Source organism: Sphingomonas mangrovi (genome assembly GCF_047975845.1).
GTDB lineage: Bacteria > Pseudomonadota > Alphaproteobacteria > Sphingomonadales > Sphingomonadaceae > Sphingomonas.
Genome location: NZ_JBIUCZ010000004.1, coordinates 118,245 through 135,257, shown reverse-complemented (window position 1 = coordinate 135,257; position 17,013 = coordinate 118,245). Strand labels below are relative to the sequence as shown.

The 17,013-nt window shown below is 67.1% G+C and carries 12 protein-coding genes and 1 riboswitch; of the genes, 7 read left to right on the top strand and 5 right to left on the bottom strand.

Annotated features, from left to right (window positions below):
• Positions 1 to 125 precede the first annotated feature (125 nt).
• Positions 126 to 1,571: a porin gene (locus ACBY01_RS03965; protein ID WP_416459472.1), complete on the top strand. Its 1,446-nt coding sequence runs from the start codon at positions 126 to 128 to the stop codon at positions 1,569 to 1,571.
• Between the two features lie 44 nt (positions 1,572 to 1,615).
• Here the strand turns inward: ACBY01_RS03965 and uvrB are convergent, their stop codons facing one another.
• Positions 1,616 to 3,817, bottom strand: coding sequence for an excinuclease ABC subunit UvrB (gene uvrB / locus ACBY01_RS03960; protein WP_416459471.1), 2,202 nt, complete (start codon positions 3,815 to 3,817; stop codon positions 1,616 to 1,618).
• Positions 3,818 to 3,982: 165 nt separating this feature from the next.
• On the opposite strand from uvrB, the gene ACBY01_RS03955 reads away from it, so the two are divergent.
• The gene (locus tag ACBY01_RS03955; RefSeq protein WP_416459470.1) at positions 3,983 to 4,795 is read left to right on the top strand and encodes a ferredoxin--NADP reductase; all 813 of its coding nucleotides are present in this window, start codon (positions 3,983 to 3,985) and stop codon (positions 4,793 to 4,795) included.
• 177 nt (positions 4,796 to 4,972) lie between these two features.
• Positions 4,973 to 5,078: riboswitch (SAM-I-IV-variant riboswitch) on the top strand.
• A 41-nt stretch (positions 5,079 to 5,119) separates the two neighbouring features.
• On the top strand, positions 5,120 to 6,184 hold the full coding sequence (locus ACBY01_RS03950; protein WP_416459469.1) for a threonine aldolase family protein: 1,065 nt from the start codon (positions 5,120 to 5,122) through the stop codon (positions 6,182 to 6,184).
• Between the two features lie 153 nt (positions 6,185 to 6,337).
• Here ACBY01_RS03950 and ACBY01_RS03945 read toward each other — a convergent pair whose 3' ends face one another.
• Positions 6,338 to 7,858 (bottom strand): fumarate hydratase, encoded by a 1,521-nt coding sequence (locus tag ACBY01_RS03945; protein WP_416459468.1) that lies wholly within the window; start codon positions 7,856 to 7,858, stop codon positions 6,338 to 6,340.
• A 122-nt stretch (positions 7,859 to 7,980) separates the two neighbouring features.
• Between ACBY01_RS03945 and ligA the strand changes: the two genes are divergently transcribed.
• The 4 genes from ligA (at position 7,981) to ACBY01_RS03925 (ending at position 14,764) form a co-directional block, all read left to right on the top strand.
• Positions 7,981 to 10,110, top strand: a complete 2,130-nt coding sequence (gene ligA, locus ACBY01_RS03940) for an NAD-dependent DNA ligase LigA (protein ID WP_416459467.1) — start codon at positions 7,981 to 7,983, stop codon at positions 10,108 to 10,110.
• A 136-nt stretch (positions 10,111 to 10,246) separates the two neighbouring features.
• On the top strand, positions 10,247 to 12,727 hold the full coding sequence (locus tag ACBY01_RS03935) for a TonB-dependent receptor (RefSeq protein ID WP_416459466.1): 2,481 nt from the start codon (positions 10,247 to 10,249) through the stop codon (positions 12,725 to 12,727).
• A 130-nt stretch (positions 12,728 to 12,857) separates the two neighbouring features.
• Positions 12,858 to 13,967, top strand: coding sequence for a sensor histidine kinase (locus tag ACBY01_RS03930; RefSeq protein ID WP_416459465.1), 1,110 nt, complete (start codon positions 12,858 to 12,860; stop codon positions 13,965 to 13,967).
• Positions 13,964 to 14,764, top strand: a complete 801-nt coding sequence (locus tag ACBY01_RS03925; protein WP_416459464.1) for a LytR/AlgR family response regulator transcription factor — start codon at positions 13,964 to 13,966, stop codon at positions 14,762 to 14,764. The genes ACBY01_RS03930 and ACBY01_RS03925 overlap by 4 nt, the downstream gene beginning before the upstream one ends.
• Before the next feature lie 57 nt (positions 14,765 to 14,821).
• Here the strand turns inward: ACBY01_RS03925 and ACBY01_RS03920 are convergent, their stop codons facing one another.
• The 3 genes from ACBY01_RS03920 to ACBY01_RS03910 form a co-directional block, all read right to left on the bottom strand.
• Positions 14,822 to 15,094 carry a DUF3297 family protein gene (locus tag ACBY01_RS03920; RefSeq protein ID WP_416459463.1) on the bottom strand — a complete coding sequence of 91 codons (273 nt, stop codon included), beginning with the start codon at positions 15,092 to 15,094 and terminating at the stop codon, positions 14,822 to 14,824.
• Between the two features lie 81 nt (positions 15,095 to 15,175).
• Positions 15,176 to 15,580: a hypothetical protein gene (locus ACBY01_RS03915; RefSeq protein ID WP_416459462.1), complete on the bottom strand. Its 405-nt coding sequence runs from the start codon at positions 15,578 to 15,580 to the stop codon at positions 15,176 to 15,178.
• A 146-nt stretch (positions 15,581 to 15,726) separates the two neighbouring features.
• Positions 15,727 to 16,821 carry a spore coat protein U domain-containing protein gene (locus ACBY01_RS03910; protein WP_416459461.1) on the bottom strand — a complete coding sequence of 365 codons (1,095 nt, stop codon included), beginning with the start codon at positions 16,819 to 16,821 and terminating at the stop codon, positions 15,727 to 15,729.
• Between the last annotated feature and the right edge of the window lie 192 nt (positions 16,822 to 17,013).

Genomic DNA, 17,013 nt, shown 5'->3' with positions numbered 1-17,013 from the left:
GGCTGCCGATGCGAGCGCTGCACCGGAAGCACCGACCGACAGGATAGGACCGGCTCACGAACCTTCTTCAAAGCGTCGCCGAACTGTCATAGTCGCACGGCGCGACACGGCCGGGGGATCGAGTGATGGCAGGGCGTCTGAACATGATTGGGATGGCGGCCGCGATCGTCGGCGTCGCACCCCCCGCCCAGGCCCAGAGCGTGGCCGAACTGCAGCGCCAGATCGACGAGCTGAAGGCGCAGGTCGAGACGTTGATGAAGGAGCGGCAACGATCGGAGCAGCCGCCGCTTGCCGCGGCTCCCGCAGAAACGCCGGCCTTCACCGCAGCGGCGGAACCGGTCGTAACACCAGCTGCCCGGCCGGACGAGACGACGGCGGCGGCAATCCCCGTCTCCGCTGCGCCTGAAACGCCCGCGTCCAGGCCCTGGTTCGAGCGCCTTCAGCTTCGCGGCTACACCCAGCTTCGCTACAACGGAATCCTGAGCGGCGACACATCCGCGCCCGATGGCCTGTCGCGGCTGCGCTCGGTCCACGACTCGTCGATCAACGAGGACGGCGGCTTTTCGCTGCGTCGCGTCCGGCTGGTGCTTCAGGGTGAGGTTACCGACAACATCGAGCTGTACCTCCAGCACGATTTCGGCACCGCAGTGAACAATCAGTCGAGCGCCGAGCCGCGCCAGGGATTCGGCCAGCTTCGCGACGCCTATGTCGACGTCTTCCTCGACAAGGCCCGTACGTTCCGCCTGCGGTTCGGACAGTCCAAGGTCCCGCTCGGCTGGGAAAACCTGCAATCCTCGTCCAACCGCATCCCGCTTGACCGGTCTGACGCGATCAACAGCGGCGTACCCGGCGAGCGCGATATCGGGGTCGTCGCCTACTACACGCCGGAACGCGTGCAGCGCATCTGGGGCCAGTTGAAGAAGGACGGCCAGAAGCTGTTCGGCAACTACGGCGCGTTCGGCCTGGCGCTCTACAACGGGCAGGGCACCAGCCGCGTCGAACGGAACGGCGGCCTGATGAAGGTGGCGATGGCGACCTGGCCGTTCGAACTCGACGGGCTGGGCACGGCGTTCCAGGGACAGGTTCTGGAGCTCGGCGGTTCGGCGATGCTCAACCGGTTCCGGCCGGAAGTGCGCAGCGGCGGTGCGAGCGCCATCGACTATCGGGAGGAGCGGGTCGGCGTCCACGCCATCCTCTACCCCCGACCGTTCGGCATCCAGGCCGAATGGGCGTGGGGGAAAGGCCCGCAGTTCGATACGATCGCCCAGCGCATCGCAACGGCACCGCTCGGCGGAGGCTATGTGCAGCTGACCTACGATCTGGGGGAGACAGCGATCGGCACGCTGCGCCCCTATGGCCGCTGGCAACGCTACCGCGGCGGCTGGAAGGCGGCCACCAACGCGCCGAGACTGGAAACCGACGAACTGGAGCTTGGCGTCGAGTGGCCGTTGATGGACTCGCTGGAGCTGACGCTCGCCTATGCGCGGATGAAGCGACGCGAAGCCGACGAGCGTCGGCTCGGTCGAGCGGAGGGCGACCTGATCCGGACCCAGTTGCAATGGAGCTATTGAAGCCCAGCCACGCCCGGTGAGTCGCCCCGCCCGACCAAGCCCCCCTACCCCCGCCGGTGGCTCATCCGCGTCTTCTGCTGCTTGCCGAAGCGCGTCTTGCGGGTGCCGGGCTTGCCCTCGTTGGAACGACCCATGATCGGGGCCTTGTGCTCCTCCACCGGCAGACCGAGTTCCTCGTTCTCCAGGTTGCGGATCTCGTCGCGCAGGCGCCCGGCTTCCTCGAACTCCAGGTTAGCCGCGGCTTCGCGCATCTTCTTTTCCAGGCTCTCGATGTACGAGCGCAGGTTGTGGCCGACCATGTGGCGAGGGCCGTCGGCGCCGTCGTCGATGTCGACGGTGACCTGATCCTTCGACGCCACGTGCGCGATGATGTCGCCGATGTTCTTGCGCACCGTCGCCGGGGTGATGCCGTGCTCGGCGTTATACGCCTCCTGCTTTTCGCGGCGGCGGTCGGTCTCGGCGATCGCGCGCTCCATGCTGCCGGTCATGCGATCGGCGTAGAGGATGACTCGCCCGTCGACATTGCGCGCGGCGCGACCGATCGTCTGGATCAACGAGGTCTCGGAGCGCAGGAAGCCTTCCTTGTCCGCGTCCAGGATCGCCACCAACCCACATTCGGGGATGTCGAGCCCCTCGCGCAGCAGGTTGATGCCGACCAGCACGTCGTACACACCCATACGCAAATCGCGGATCAGTTCGATGCGCTCCAGCGTCTCGACGTCGGAGTGCATGTAGCGGACCTTGATCCCCGCCTCGTGCATGAACTCGGTCAAGTCCTCGGCCATGCGCTTGGTGAGGGTGGTCACCAGCGTGCGGTAGCCTTTCTTCGTCGTCTCCTTGGCCTCGTGGATCAGGTCGTCGACCTGTTCCTCGACCGGCTTGATCTCGATCGGCGGGTCGATGAGGCCGGTAGGGCGGATGACCTGTTCGGAGAAGACGCCGCCGGTCTGCTCCAGCTCCCAGCCGCCCGGAGTCGCGGAGACGCAGACGGTCTGCGGGCGCATCGCATCCCATTCGTTGAAACGCAGCGGCCGGTTGTCGATGCACGACGGCAGGCGGAAGCCGTATTCGGCGAGCGTGATCTTCCGCCGGTGGTCGCCCCGCGCCATGCCGTTGACCTGGCCGATCGTCTGATGGCTCTCGTCGACGAACAGCAGCGCGTTTTCGGGAAGATATTCGAACAGCGTGGGCGGCGGCTCGCCGGGCAGGCGGCCGGTCAGGAAGCGCGAGTAGTTCTCGATGCCGGCACAGCTGCCGGTGGCGGCGATCATCTCCAGATCGAAGTTGGTGCGCTGCTCCAGCCGCTGGGCCTCCAGCAGCTTGCCCTCGATGTGCAGCTCCTTCAGCCGCTCGGCGAGCTCGTGCTTGATCGCCTCGCTCGCCTGCTTGAGCGTCGGCCCCGGCGTCACATAGTGCGAGTTGGCGTAGACGCGCACCGAGTTCAGCTCGGCGACCTTCTTGCCGGTCAGCGGATCGAACTCGGTGATCGCCTCGATCTCGTCGCCGAAAAAGGTGATGCGCCAGGCGCTGTCCTCATAGTGCGAGGGGAACAGCTCCAGGCTGTCGCCGCGCACGCGGAAGGCGCCGCGCTGGAAGGCCGCATCGTTGCGCTTGTACTGGAGCGCGACCAGCTTGCGCACGATCTCGCGCTGGTCGACCACCTGCCCCTTCTTGAGGTCGAAGATCATCGCCGAATAGGTCTCGACCGAGCCGATGCCGTAGAGGCACGACACCGACGCGACGATGATGACGTCGTCGCGTTCCAGCAGCGACCGGGTGGCCGAGTGCCGCATGCGGTCGATCGCTTCGTTCACCGAGCTTTCCTTCTCGATGTAGGTGTCCGACCGCGGCACGTAAGCCTCGGGCTGGTAATAGTCGTAGTAGCTGACGAAATACTCGACCGCGTTGTCGGGAAAGAAGCTCTTGAACTCGCCATAGAGCTGCGCGGCCAGGATCTTGTTGGGCGCCAGGATCAGCGCCGGGCGCTGCAGCGCCTCGATCGTCTTGGCCATGGTGAAGGTCTTGCCCGATCCGGTAACGCCCAGCAGCACCTGGTCGCGCTCGCCGGCCTCGGCCGCCGCCACCAGCTCGGCGATCGCGCCCGGCTGGTCGCCCGACGGCTCGTATTCCGACACCAGCTTGAACGTCTTGCCGCCTTCCACCTTGGGCGGACGCTCGGGGCGATGGGGGACGAAGGCGGGGCCGGTCTCGGGCTCGGCAAGGCTGGTGCGGATCTGGATCGCCATAGGCCCGGCAATATGGGGACGGCGCCAAGCAGCGGCAACGTGACCCCAAGCTTTGCTTTGGTTGACCCGACGCCCCGCACCCCATAGTGCGATGGCCTCGCAATTAGCCCCACAGGCAAGACCATCCGCGCCGGTTCCTGCGCGCGCGGCTGAAGGAAGAAGTGCATGACCGACGTCCGCGAACCCGCGCTCATTCCGGAGACCAAGGCGTTCCTCAACGCCAAGGTGCTGTGGGTCCGCCACTGGAACGACCGGCTGTTCTCCTTCGCGGTCGAGCGGCCGTCGAGCTTCCGCTTCCGGTCGGGCGAGTTCGTGATGATCGGCCTGCCCGGCGACCCCAAGCCGATCATGCGCGCCTATTCGATCGCCAGCCCGCACTATGCGGAGGAGCTGGAGTTCCTGTCGATCAAGGTCGAGGACGGCCCCCTCACCTCCAAGCTCCAGCTGATCCAGCCGGGTGACGAGGTGTATCTGGGCAAGAAGTCGACCGGCACGCTCGTCACCGACGCGCTGACCGGCGGCAAGCGGCTGTTCTTCTTCTCGACCGGCACCGGCCTCGCGCCGTTCCTCAGCCTGGCGCGCGATCCGGACGTGTATTCGATGTTCGACCAGATCATTCTCGTCCACTCGGTGCGCCAGGTCAGCGACCTCGCCTATCACGACGAACTGGCCGCTCGGCTGGCCGACGATCCGCTGGTGTCGGACGAGGCGCAGGCGCAGTTCCACTATGTGCCGACCGTCACGCGCGAGGCGTTCCGCACCACCGGCCGCATCAACGACCTGATCGAGAGCGCCGCGCTGTTCGGCGAGCCGGTGCAGGGCCCCAAAAAGCTCGATCCCGAAACCGACCGCATCATGCTGTGCGGCAGCATGGCGATGATCCGCGACTTCGCCGCGATGCTGGAAGGCATGGGCTTCGTCGAAGGATCGAACGCCAACCCCGGCCAGTTCGTGATCGAGCGCGCGTTCGTCGACTGATCTCTGCCGTACCCCGGCGCAGGCCGGGGTCCAGGTGGGGGACGGACGTCGTGTCGTACTCCCTCACGGCCACCTTCCCAACTGGGCCCCGGCCTGCGCCGGGGTACGGGTTGTGACTTGGGGCGGGTGCCTGCGGCCACCCCATCTTGCCGCGCCGCAACAACGTTGCTAGAGGCGCGCCAGCATCGAGAGTCGGGGCGACCCCGACACCAACCTGCTCCCGGGCAAGGTGGTGCCCTGCATCCGCAGGGGATGTGGCCGGTCGGCAAACCACGGGACCCAAGCCACGCGTCGCACCACTCTCCAAAGAGGTACGACGACGGCATGACACAAGAACCCCAGCAGTTCGCCAGCGACAACTACGCCGGCATTTGCCCCGCCGCCTGGTCGGCGATGGACGAGGCGAACCGCGGCTATGTCTCCGCCTATGGCGAGGATCCGTGGACGCAGCGCGCGTCCGACTGCTTCCGCACGCTGTTCGAGATGGATTGCGAGGTGTTCTTCGCGTTCAACGGCACCGCCGCCAACTCGCTCGCGCTCGCCGCGCTGTGCCAGTCCTATCATAGCGTCATCTGCTCCTCGACCGCGCACGTCGAGACCGACGAGTGCGGCGCGCCCGAGTTCTTCTCCAACGGCTCCAAGCTGCTGGTCGCGCAGACCGAGGGCGGCAAGCTGACGCCGGCGGCGGTGCGCGCGCTCGCCACCGGCCGCTCGGACATCCACTTTCCCAAGCCGCGTGCGGTGACGATCACCCAGCCGACCGAGACCGGCCAGGTCTATACGCTCGACGAGATCCGCGCGCTGTCGGCGACCTGCCGCGAACTGGGCCTGCGCCTGCACATGGACGGCGCGCGCTTCGCCAACGCCTGCGCCTCGCTCGGCTGTTCGCCGGCGGAGATGACGTGGAAGTCCGGCGTCGACGTACTGTGCTTCGGCGGCACCAAGAACGGCATGGCCGTGGGCGAGGCGATCCTGTTCTTCGACCATGCGCTGGCCGAGGACTTCGACTATCGCTGCAAGCAGGCCGGGCAGCTCGCCTCCAAGATGCGCTTCCTTGCCGCCCCCTGGGTAGGCATGCTGGAAAGCGGCGTCTGGCTGACCAACGCCGCCCACGCCAATGCCTGCGCGCAGCATCTGGCGGGCGCGATCGCCGGCCTGCCCGGCGTCGAGCCGATGTTCCCGGTCGAATCCAACGCGGTGTTCCTGCGCGCGCCGGAAGCGGTGCTCGACGGCCTGCGCGCGCGCGGCTGGCGCTTCTACACCTTCATCGGCGGCGGCGCCCGCTTCATGTTCGCCTGGGATGCCGACGCCACCCGCGTCGACGCGCTGGCCCGCGACCTGCGCGCAGCCGTGGAAGAAGCGCGAGGCAAGGCGACGCTCGCGGCGTGAGCGGCACCTCCCCTCCTTCGTCATCCTGACGAAAGTCAGGATCCATTGCCGTACCGGCCTGAAGCGCGAGTGGTCCGGCAATGGATGCCGACTTTTGTCGGCATGACGATGTAGGACGGCCCCTCCCGCGCGGTCAGCGCAGGAGGGGCCCGATCACGCGTTCTCCAGCAGCCGTTCGTTGGCGATCTTCTCCCGCCACACCAGCGGGGCGAGCGTGTGGACGTTCTGCCCCTCCGCATCCACCGCGACGGTGACGGGGAAGTCCTGCACCTCGAACTCGTAGATCGCCTCCATGCCGAGGTCCTCGAACCCGACCACCTTGGAGCCCTTGATCGCGCGCGCGACGAGATAGGCGGCGCCGCCGACCGCCATCAGATAGGCGCTCTGGTGGTCGCGGATCGCGTCGGTCGCCGCCGGGCCGCGCTCGGCCTTGCCGACCATCGCGAGCAAGCCCTGTTCGAGCATCATGCGCGTGAACTTGTCCATCCGCGTGGCGGTGGTGGGACCGGCGGGGCCGACGACTTCCTCGCCGACCGGATCGACCGGGCCGACATAGTAGATCACCCGGCCCTTGAACTGGACCGGCAGCTCTTCGCCGCGGGCAAGCATGTCGGCGATGCGCTTGTGCGCGGCGTCGCGGCCGGTGAGCATCTTGCCGTTCAGCAGCAGGCGGTCGCCGTGCTTCCACGACTGCACCACTTCGGGCGTGAGCGTGTCGAGGTCGACGCGCTTCGCCTCGGCCGAGGGCTTCCATTCCACCTTCGGCCACTCGTCGAGCTTCGGCGCTTCCAGATAGACCGGGCCCGAGCCGTCGAGGGTGAAGTGCGCGTGGCGGGTGGCGGCGCAGTTGGGGATCATTGCCACCGGCTTGGACGCGGCATGGGTCGGCCAGTCCAGGATCTTGATGTCGAGGATGGTCGAAAGCCCGCCCAGCCCCTGCGCGCCGATGCCGAGCGCGTTGACCTTGTCGAACAGCTCGATGCGCAGCGCCTCGATGTCGTTCTGCGGGCCGCGCTGCTTCAGCTGCGCCATGTCGATCGCCCCCATCAGCGATTCCTTGGCGAGCAGCATCGCCTTTTCGGCGGTGCCGCCGATGCCGATGCCGAGCATGCCCGGCGGGCACCAGCCGGCACCCATCTGCGGGATCATCTCCAGCACCCAGTCGACGATCGAGTCGCTGGGGTTCATCATCTTGAACTTGGTCTTGTTCTCCGAGCCGCCGCCCTTGGCCGCGACGTCGACCGACACCGTGTTCCCCGGCACCATCTCGACGTGCATCACGCTCGGCGTGTTGTCGCGGGTGTTGCGGCGGGTGAATGCCGGGTCGGCGAGAATCGAGGCGCGCAGCTTGTTCTCCGAGTGGAGATAGGCGCGGCGCACGCCCTCGTCGACGACCTCCTGCAGCGAGCGGTTCGACTCGAGGCGGCAGTCCTGGCCCCACTTCACGAACACGGTGACGATGCCGGTATCCTGGCAGATCGGGCGATGCCCCTCCGCGCACATGCGGCTGTTGGTCAGAATCTGCGCGATCGCGTCCTTGGCGGCGGGGCTCTGCTCGGCCTCGTACGCCTGCCCCAACGCGCGGATGTAATCCATCGGGTGATAGTAGCTGATGAACTGGAGCGCGTCGGCGACGCTTTCGATCAGGTCGGCTTCGGTGATGATGGTGGTCATTGCGGGTCCATGCTGGTTTGCGCCCCTATGCAACATGGCCGCGCCCGCGAAAACCGCCCTCCGCGCCACGGCGGTTGCGGCTTGCCTTGATCCCGGCAGCGCCCGCTCGTAGCCACCGGGGCATGGATCCGCTGCCCCAGACCGACCCGGAAGCCGCCGAGGCGCTCGCCGAACTCGCCGCCGAGATCGCGCGCCACAACCAGCTCTATCACGACGCTGACGCGCCCGAGATCAGCGACGCGGACTATGACGCGCTGGTGCGCCGCAATGCCGCGATCGAGGCGGCGTTCCCGCATCTGGTGCGCAGCGACTCGCCAGCCCATCAGGTGGGCGCGACGTCGACGGGCCACTTGGCCAAGGTGGCGCACGCGCGGCCGATGCTGAGCCTCGACAACGGCTTCTCGGACGAGGACATCGCCGATTTTCTTGGTCGCGTCCGCCGCTTCCTGGCGCTCTCGGCAGACGAACCGGTCGCGCTGACCGCCGAGCCCAAGATCGATGGCCTCTCCTGCTCGCTGCGCTACGAGAACCGCCGGCTGATGCGGGCGCTCACCCGCGGCGACGGCGCGGTGGGAGAGGACGTGACCGCCAACGTCCGCACCATCGCCGACATTCCCGAGACGCTGCCCGACGCAGCGCCCGACCTCTTCGAGGTGCGCGGCGAGGTCTATATGGAGAAGGCGGCGTTCGCGGCGCTGAACGCGCGGCTGCTCGCCGAGGCGGCGGACCCCGAAAAGGCGCGCCAGTTCGCCAATCCCCGCAACGCCGCCGCGGGATCGCTGCGGCAGAAGGATGCGAGCGTCACCGCCACCCGCCCCTTGCGCTTCCTGATGCACGGCTGGGGCGAGACCGACAGCCTGCCCGGCCACACCCAGGCAGAGGTGGTCACTGCGATCGCCGGCTGGGGCTTTCCGGTCGCCGACGGCTTTGCGCTCGCTCCGACGCTGGAGGAGGCGCTGGGCGTCTATCGCGCGATCGAGGCGCAGCGCGCCGACCTGCCGTTCGATATCGACGGCGTGGTGTACAAGGTCGACCGCCTCGACTGGCAGGCGCGGCTCGGCCAGGTCGGCCGCGCGCCGCGCTGGGCGCTGGCGCACAAGTTTCCCGCCGAGCGCGCGCAGACCACGCTGGAGCGGATCGACATCCAGGTCGGCCGCACCGGCAAGCTCACCCCCGTAGCGCGGCTGGAGCCGGTGACGGTCGGCGGCGTCGTCGTCACCAACGCGACGCTCCACAACGCCGACGAGATCGCGCGCCTCGGCGTGCGCCCTGGCGACCGCGTCGTGCTGCAGCGCGCAGGCGACGTGATCCCGCAGATCGTCGACAACCTCACCCGAGATGCGGCGCGCGAGCCGTGGACGTTCCCGACCCACTGCCCGGAATGTGACTCCGAGGCGGTCGCTGAAGAGGGCGAGGTCGACATCCGCTGCACCGGCGGGCTGATCTGCCCGGCGCAGCGGCTGGAGCGGCTCAAGCATTTCGTCAGCCGCGGCGCGCTGGACATCGACGGGCTGGGCGAAAAGACGCTGGTGGAGCTGCTCGAGCTCGGCTGGATCGCGGCACCCGCGGACATCTTCCGCTTGCGCGCGCACCGCGAGGAACTGGTCGGGCGCAAGGGCTGGCAGGCCAAATCGGTCGACGCGCTGATCGAAGCGATCGAGGCCAAGCGCGCGCCCGATCCGGTGCGGCTGCTGTTCGGGCTGGGCATCCGCCACATCGGCATCGTCACCGCGCGCGACCTGCTCAAGCGCTATGCCACCCTCCCCGCGTTGCGCACGCTCGCGGACGCGCTCATCGAGCTGCGCCAGAGCACCGAGGCGGCGGTCGGCGAGACGGAGCAGAAGCTCCAGGGCCGGCTCGACAAGGCGATCGCCGAGCATATTGGCGTCGAGAACGTCGGCGCCGCGGTCGGCCACGCCCTCGCCGACTTCTTCGGCGAGCCGCACAACCGCACCGTCTGGGACGATCTGCTGACGGAGGTTTCGCCGCCCGCATTCGTGGTCGAGAGCCGCGACTCGGAAGTCACGGGAAAGACGGTGGTTTTCACCGGAACGCTCGAAACGCTGTCGCGGGACGAGGCGAAGGCCCAGGCGGAAGCGCTCGGCGCGCGAGTCGCGGGATCGGTGTCGGCGAAGACCGGACTGGTCGTCGCCGGCGCCAATGCCGGATCGAAGCTGAAAAAGGCCGCGGAACTGGGGATTCGCGTGGTTAGCGAGATGGAATGGGCGGAGATCGTCGCGTCGGCGGTGTGACGTTCCTGCAACGCCTGAAAATCCTTTGTGCGATGCAACTTTTCATTGTCACAAAGCGGTCATAACGAGCCCGCAAGGGGCGGCCAGACGGTGAACGGGCACCGCATCTGGGCATCCGCTCACGATAGGGGAACACATGCGTACGAAGCTTTTTGCGGGCGTGGCCTTTGCCGCGCTGGTCATGCCGGCTGCCGCCTTTGCGCAGTCGACTGCATCGCAGGAATTTAACGAAGGCAGCGAAGTCGTCGTCACCGGTCGTGCCGATCGGACGATCGGCGGCGTGGACCTTCCCAATCAGCCGAAGGCGCAGGTGGTTCTCGACAGCGAGATCATCCAGCGCCAGCGTCCGGGGCAGACGATCAACGACGTCATCAACCTGGTGCCGGGCGTCAGCTTCCAGAACAACGATCCCTACGGCTCCTCGGGCGGCGGCTTCCGCATCCGCGGCTTCGACTCGTCGCGGATTTCGCAGACGCTGGACGGCATTCCGCTGAACGACAGCGGCAACTACGCGATCTACTCGGGCCAGCAGGTCGACAGCGAGATCATCGACAACGTCAGCGTCAACCTGGGCGCCACCGACGTCGACAGCCCGACCGCATCGGCGGTCGGCGGCACCGTGAACCTGCGCACCCGCGTCCCCGGCGACGAGCTCGGCGCGCAGTTCAGCGCTTCCTATGGCGAGTACGACTATCACCGCGTGTTCGGCATGATCGACACCGGCGACATCACCGGCATGGGCACCAAGGCGTTCGCCTCGGCCTCGTGGGTGTCGTACGACAACCCGTTCAACAATTATGGCCGCGTCAAGAAGCAGCAGTACAACGCCCGCATCTTTCAGGAGCTGGGCGGTAGCGGCGACTTCATCTCGGTCGCCGGCCACTACAACCAGGCGCGCAATAACTTCTTCGGCTCGGGCCCGCTGCGCGGCGATCCCGGCCGCGAGACCGGTACCGGCAGCGGCAACCGCTTCCCGACCGACTTCGACGAAGCCAGCTATGACGTGCCGGTGTGCAACACCACCACGCCAGTTCCGGGTGTGCCGGACGTGGCGAACAGCTGCGCCAGCGAGTATGATCGCCGCTACAACCCGTCGAACACCGGCAACGTCCGCGGTACGTCGCGCGTCACGCTGGCTGACGGCCTGACGCTGACGGTCGACCCAAGCTATCAGTACACCAAGGCGAACGGCGGCGGCACGGTCGTCGGCACCGAGCAAGGTCGCGTCATCAACGGCCAGACCTTCTACGGCTTCAGCGGCAACAACTACTACTACGGCCGTGATCTGAACGGCGACGGTGACATCCTCGACACGGTGCGCCTGCTGGCGCCGAGCCAGACGCAGACTCACCGCTACATGGTGATCTCGAACCTGGTCTATCAGATCAACGCCGACCATCGCGTTCGCCTGGCGTACACCTACGACCGCGCGCGGCATCGCCAGACCGGCGAGACCGGCTTCCTGTACAGCAACGGCGAACCGTTCGACGTGTTCCCGATCAACGACCCGATCACCGATGTGGACGGCAACGTGGTTCAGAAGCGCGATCGTAAGTCTTACGCGATCCTGAACCAGGTCTCGGGCCAGTATCGCGGCGAGTTCCTCGAGAACAACCTCGTGCTCGATCTCGGCCTGCGCGTACCGTTCTACAAGCGCGATCTGAACCAGAACTGCTTCACCACCGCAGCGAACGGCAACGTGGACTGTATCTCTTCGGACAACGCGGCTGCCTATGCCGCCGCGAATGGCCGCTACGCGGCACCGCGCTCGCGAGACTATAAGTATGATCGTGCACTCCCGAACGTCGGCCTGACCTACAACTTCACGCCGCAGGCGAGCATCTTCGCCAGCTATGCGAAGGGGCTTTCGGTTCCGAGCACCGACACGCTGTACAGCGCGCTCTACTTCAATGATGGCGTGGAGGGTGCCGATCCGGCTCCGGAGACCACCGACAGCTTCGACCTGGGTCTACGCTACCGCTCCGGTATCGTGACGGCGCAGCTGGGCGGCTACTACATCAAGTTCAAAAACCGCATCGCAACAGCGTTCGATGCGGAGCTTGGTGAGAGCGTGTCGCGAAACATCGGCAAGGTCGATCGCTACGGCTTCGACGGCAGCATCTCGGTGCAGCCGATCCGGGAGATCACCGCCTATGTCTTCGGTTCGTACCTGAACTCGGAGATCCAGGACGATCTGCAGACCGGCGCGAACACTTTCCTGCCGACCGGCGGGAAGCAGGAGTCCGGCCTGTCCAAGTGGACCGTCGGCGGCCGCCTGCAGGGCACCCTCGGCCCGGTCGAACTGGGTGCGCAGGTGAAGTACACCGGCCCGCGCTTCATCAACGACATCAACGAGCCGCTGGTGCAGACCATCGGCGGCGCCGTGACCGATGTCTTCCCGGCAAAGGTGGATGGCTACACATTGGTCGATCTCGACGCCCGCTTCTCGCTCGAGAAGCTCGGCCTCGAAAAGACGTTCTTCCAGCTGAACGTGTCGAACCTCTTCAACGAGTTCTACGTCGGCTACATCAGCGGCAGCTCGAACAACACGACCGTTCCGTTCGTGCAGTTCGGTGCGCCCCGCGCAGTGAGCGGATCGGTCGTGTTCGCTTTCTAATCGCGAACTTTCCCGACGCTAGAGAAGCCGCCGCTCCCCACCCCGGGGAGCGGCGGTTTCGCTTTTTGGCGGGGTGTACCGCCCGCGGCGCTCTTTCGCGGCAAGTCGAGCCGCAGTAAGGGCGGAGCCGATGTCCGCCGTGTCTTCCCTGTTCTCGCGCCCGTTCTTCGAAGAGAAGAGCCGTGCGTTCTGGATCCTGCAGGCGGCGGGGTGGAGCGGCTATCTGCTGCTGCGCACTGTCGCCAGCGTGTTCAACGCGCCGTCGGCGACCAAGGTGATCCTGGGCGTCATCGTCGAAGCGATCGTCGGCTACTGCCTGACGCTGCTCATGTCGGTGCTCTACGGCAGCTACCGGCGGCTGCCGCGGCTGTGGGCGATCGTCTGCACGCTGCTGACGCTGTTCGCCGCGACGCTGATCTACGCCGTGATCGAGACCTACACCTTCTCGCTGTTCCGTTCGACCGGGCAGACGGCCGCGCTCGACCTCTCGCTGCTGCCGGGGCTCGTCTTCCTCACCTTCACGGTGCTGGCGGGCTGGTCGGCGCTGTATTTCGGCATCAATTTCTATCTGGTCGTCGAGCAGCAGACCCGCGCGATGCAGGCGCTGGAGAACCAGGCGTCGTCGGCGCAGCTGGCGATGCTGCGCTACCAGCTGAACCCGCATTTCCTGTTCAACACGCTCAACTCGATCTCGACGCTGGTGCTGTTGAAGCAAACCGAGCGCGCGAACGTGATGCTTTCCCGGCTGTCGTCGTTCCTGCGCTACACGCTCGCCAACGAACCGACCGCGCATGTGACGCTGGCGCAGGAGGTCGAGACGCTGAAGCTCTACCTCGACATCGAGAAGATGCGCTTCGAGGAGCGGCTGCAGACCAGCTTCGAGATCGATCCCCGCGTCGTCCACGCGCGCCTCCCCTCGCTGCTGCTCCAGCCGCTGGTCGAGAACGCGATCAAATATGCCGTCACGCCTAAGGAAGAGGGGGCCGAGATCGCCGTCACCGCTCGGCTCGCCGGGGAACGGGTGCAGATTGGCGTTTCGGATACCGGCCCGGGCTTGAACGAGGCGTCGCGGCGTCCGACCTTGTCGACCGGCGTGGGACTGGCAAACATCCGCGAGCGACTGGCGCAGGCCTATGGTGCAGACCATCGGCTCGACACCCGGTCGATTCCGGGCAGCGGGTTCAGCGTCGAGATCGAAATTCCGTTCCAGGTCGAGGAACGCACGCGAGAGGCTGCATGACCATCCGTACCATCCTAGTCGACGACGAACCCCTGGCGATCCAGGGTCTGGAGCTGCGGCTCCAGGCGCATGAGGACGTCGAGATCGTCGACAAGTGCGTCAATGGCCGCGAGGCCATCCGCTCGATCAAGACGCACAAGCCCGACCTCGTGTTTCTCGACATCCAGATGCCCGGCTTCGACGGCTTCTCGGTGGTGCAGGGACTGATGGAGGTCGAGCCGCCGCTGGTGGTGTTCGTCACCGCCTATTCCGACCACGCGCTGCGCGCGTTCGAGGCGCAGGCGGTCGATTACCTGATGAAGCCCGTGGATGACTCTCGCCTCGCCGACACGCTCGACCGCGTCCGCCAGCGCCTCTCCGAGAAGCGCGGCCAGGCCGAGGTCGATCGTCTGAAGGAAGTGCTCGCCGAGGTCGCGCCGGAAGCCGCGGAGACGCTGACCGACGGCAGCGAGGCGGTCAACGCCAGCCGCTTCGAGAAGCTCATCAACATCAAGGATCGCGGCCAGATCTTCCGCGTCGACGTCGACACGATCGAGCGCATCGACGCCGCCGGCGACTACATGTGCATCTACACCGGCGACAACACGCTGATCCTGCGCGAGACGATGAAGGACCTGGAGAAGCGGCTCGACCCGCGTCGTTTCCAGCGCGTCCACCGTTCGACCATCGTCAACCTGGACTTGGTCAAGCAGGTGAAGCCGCACACCAACGGCGAGTGCTTCCTGGTGCTCGATTCGGGCGCGCAGGTGAAGGTCAGCCGCTCCTATCGCGACGTAGTGGCGCGGTTCGTTCACTGAGGCGCGACGCCCACCGCCGATACGAGAAGGGCCACCGTCGCGGTGGCCCTTTTTCGTTCAGTCCTGCGCGTCTTCGGCGGTGTCCTCTTCGGTCCCGGTCTGGAACCAGGCCTCCACCGGGCCGCTGAGCTTGATCGTCAGCGGCTGACCGTGGCGATCGACCTTCTTGCCGAGCGCGACGCGGATCCAGCCCTCGGACATCGAATATTCCTCGACGTCGTGGCGCTCGACGCCCTTGAAGCGGATGCCGACGCCGCGCTGGAGCACCTCCTGGTCGAAGTGCGGGCTGCGCGGGTTGATCGAGAGGTGGTCGGGGGGTGTATCGCTCATGCGCGGCCGCATGGCGCAAAACGCCTCCCGCGCCAACAAAAAAGCGGCGCGGAGCCCCTGCCCCGCGCCGCCGTTCGCCGGTCAGTTGCAGACGCGCACGCGAACCGGGTGGCCGTAGTAGGGGTCGAAGCGGCGCTCGTCCCAGCAGCGGCGATCGTCGCGATAGCGATAGGCGTAATAGCCGTCGGCGGGATAATAACCGCGCTCCCGATAATAGCGGTCGTCATAGTCGTAGGCGTAGCCGCGATCGCGGTAGTAGCGCTCGCGATACGGGCGGTCGTTGGCGCTGGACGCCAGCGCCGCGCCGAGCACCACACCGATGACACCGGCCGCCAGCGCGGGCCCGGCCGAGCTGCGGCCGTGATGATGGTGGTAGCGCGGATAATAGCCGCCGCGATAGCGCTGCGCCTCCGCCGGCGCCGCGGCGGTCAGGGCGGTGGCAGCCAGCGCCACGCCGAGGCCGGCTTTCTTCAACAGGGTCTTCATCGACATCTCCTCTCCGCGCGCGTCCGCCTCAACGCACGAGAGGCGACGGTGACGAGGACCGTAACGCAGCGTGGCTGAACCCGCCGCTAACCGCTTGTTCAGAGGGGGTTTATCGGTCGCCGCGGGTGCATAGCCGCCGCCCTCGGCTAGTTGCTCGGCGGCGGCGGGATGCGATAGGGCACGCGCGCAGCGAAGCTCGACCGTGCGGCCATCGCCCCCCTGGCGCGGACGCGAACGAAGGTGACGGCGACTTCGGACGCCGCGTCCCCGGCCGGCAGATAGCTCCAGTCGCGCTTGTCCGCCGGAACGCTCGGCGGGCTCGTGGAGAACTCGACGTCATCGCTCGGGTCGGTGGGCCCATTGTAGCTGGCGGCCAGCCCGGAAGACGTCGAGCCCTGCACCAGACGGATTGCCGGCCCCGGCGTCGCCTTGTCCCCGTCGAGCGCGAGAATGGTCCCGGTCGGGGTAGGCACGACGATGTCGATCGTACCGCTTTCGAGCGGCACGATGTCAGGATTGCCGAACGCGACCGAGACCGCACGACGGCTCTCGGGAAGGTCGCGCGGATTGCGGGTCTCGTGGACCGGATCCCACGTCGTCGCCGATGTCATCGACAGCGTCGCCCGGAACTCGGTGACCGTCAGCGTGACGGTGAGGACGGTCTTGCCGATGCCTTCGTCCAACTCACCAACGCACCCGACTACCGGGGCGTCCACCAGCGAGCAGAGGTGCCAGTCCCAGGCGAGCGTGATGGTGTCTTTGTAGACGCCGACCGGCGGCAGGCTGGTCGCGGCGGGCGTGACGAAGATCGGCAGGGCGACCGTGTCCCCTCCCAGCAGCCCGAGCACGTCGAGCAGCTTGTTCTGGGCATAGTCGACCGTCTTGCCCTGCGCGAACGGTGCCGTGCCGTCGGGGCCGGCGGAGGCGGTATAAGCGACTGCCGCCTGTCCGTCGCTACGAACCAGTCGAAGGGCCGCGGTGGTGCTGCCGGCCGCGTTGGCGCTGGTGAAGGTGCCACGCAGCGCCTTCGTGCCCAGCAGAACGAGCAGCGTCGGCGGGCACTGGAGGCCGGCAAAGGTGCGCAGCGCTGGGACCGCCCGCTGCTGAACCGCGCGCTGCGAATAGCTGCCGATGGCGGCCTCGCGCGTCTTGGTCACTGTACAGGCGGATGCCGGCACGGCGACGAACGCCAGCACGACGCCGAGAAGCCGGCACAGCAGCCGCAGCGGCATGCGGTTCATCGCCGCGGCTCCCGCTCGGGCTCGGCCGGAGTCGATGGTCGCACCGGCAGGTCCGCGCCGCAGACGGTGGTCGTCCGCGGCGTCGCCTCGCCGTCGCGACCAGCCTCGACCCAACTGGCCGTGGCGCAGACCGCCTGCGGCGACGGCTGCGGCGGCGGGACCAGCGCGCGAGGCGGCGCGGCCGGCGCTTGG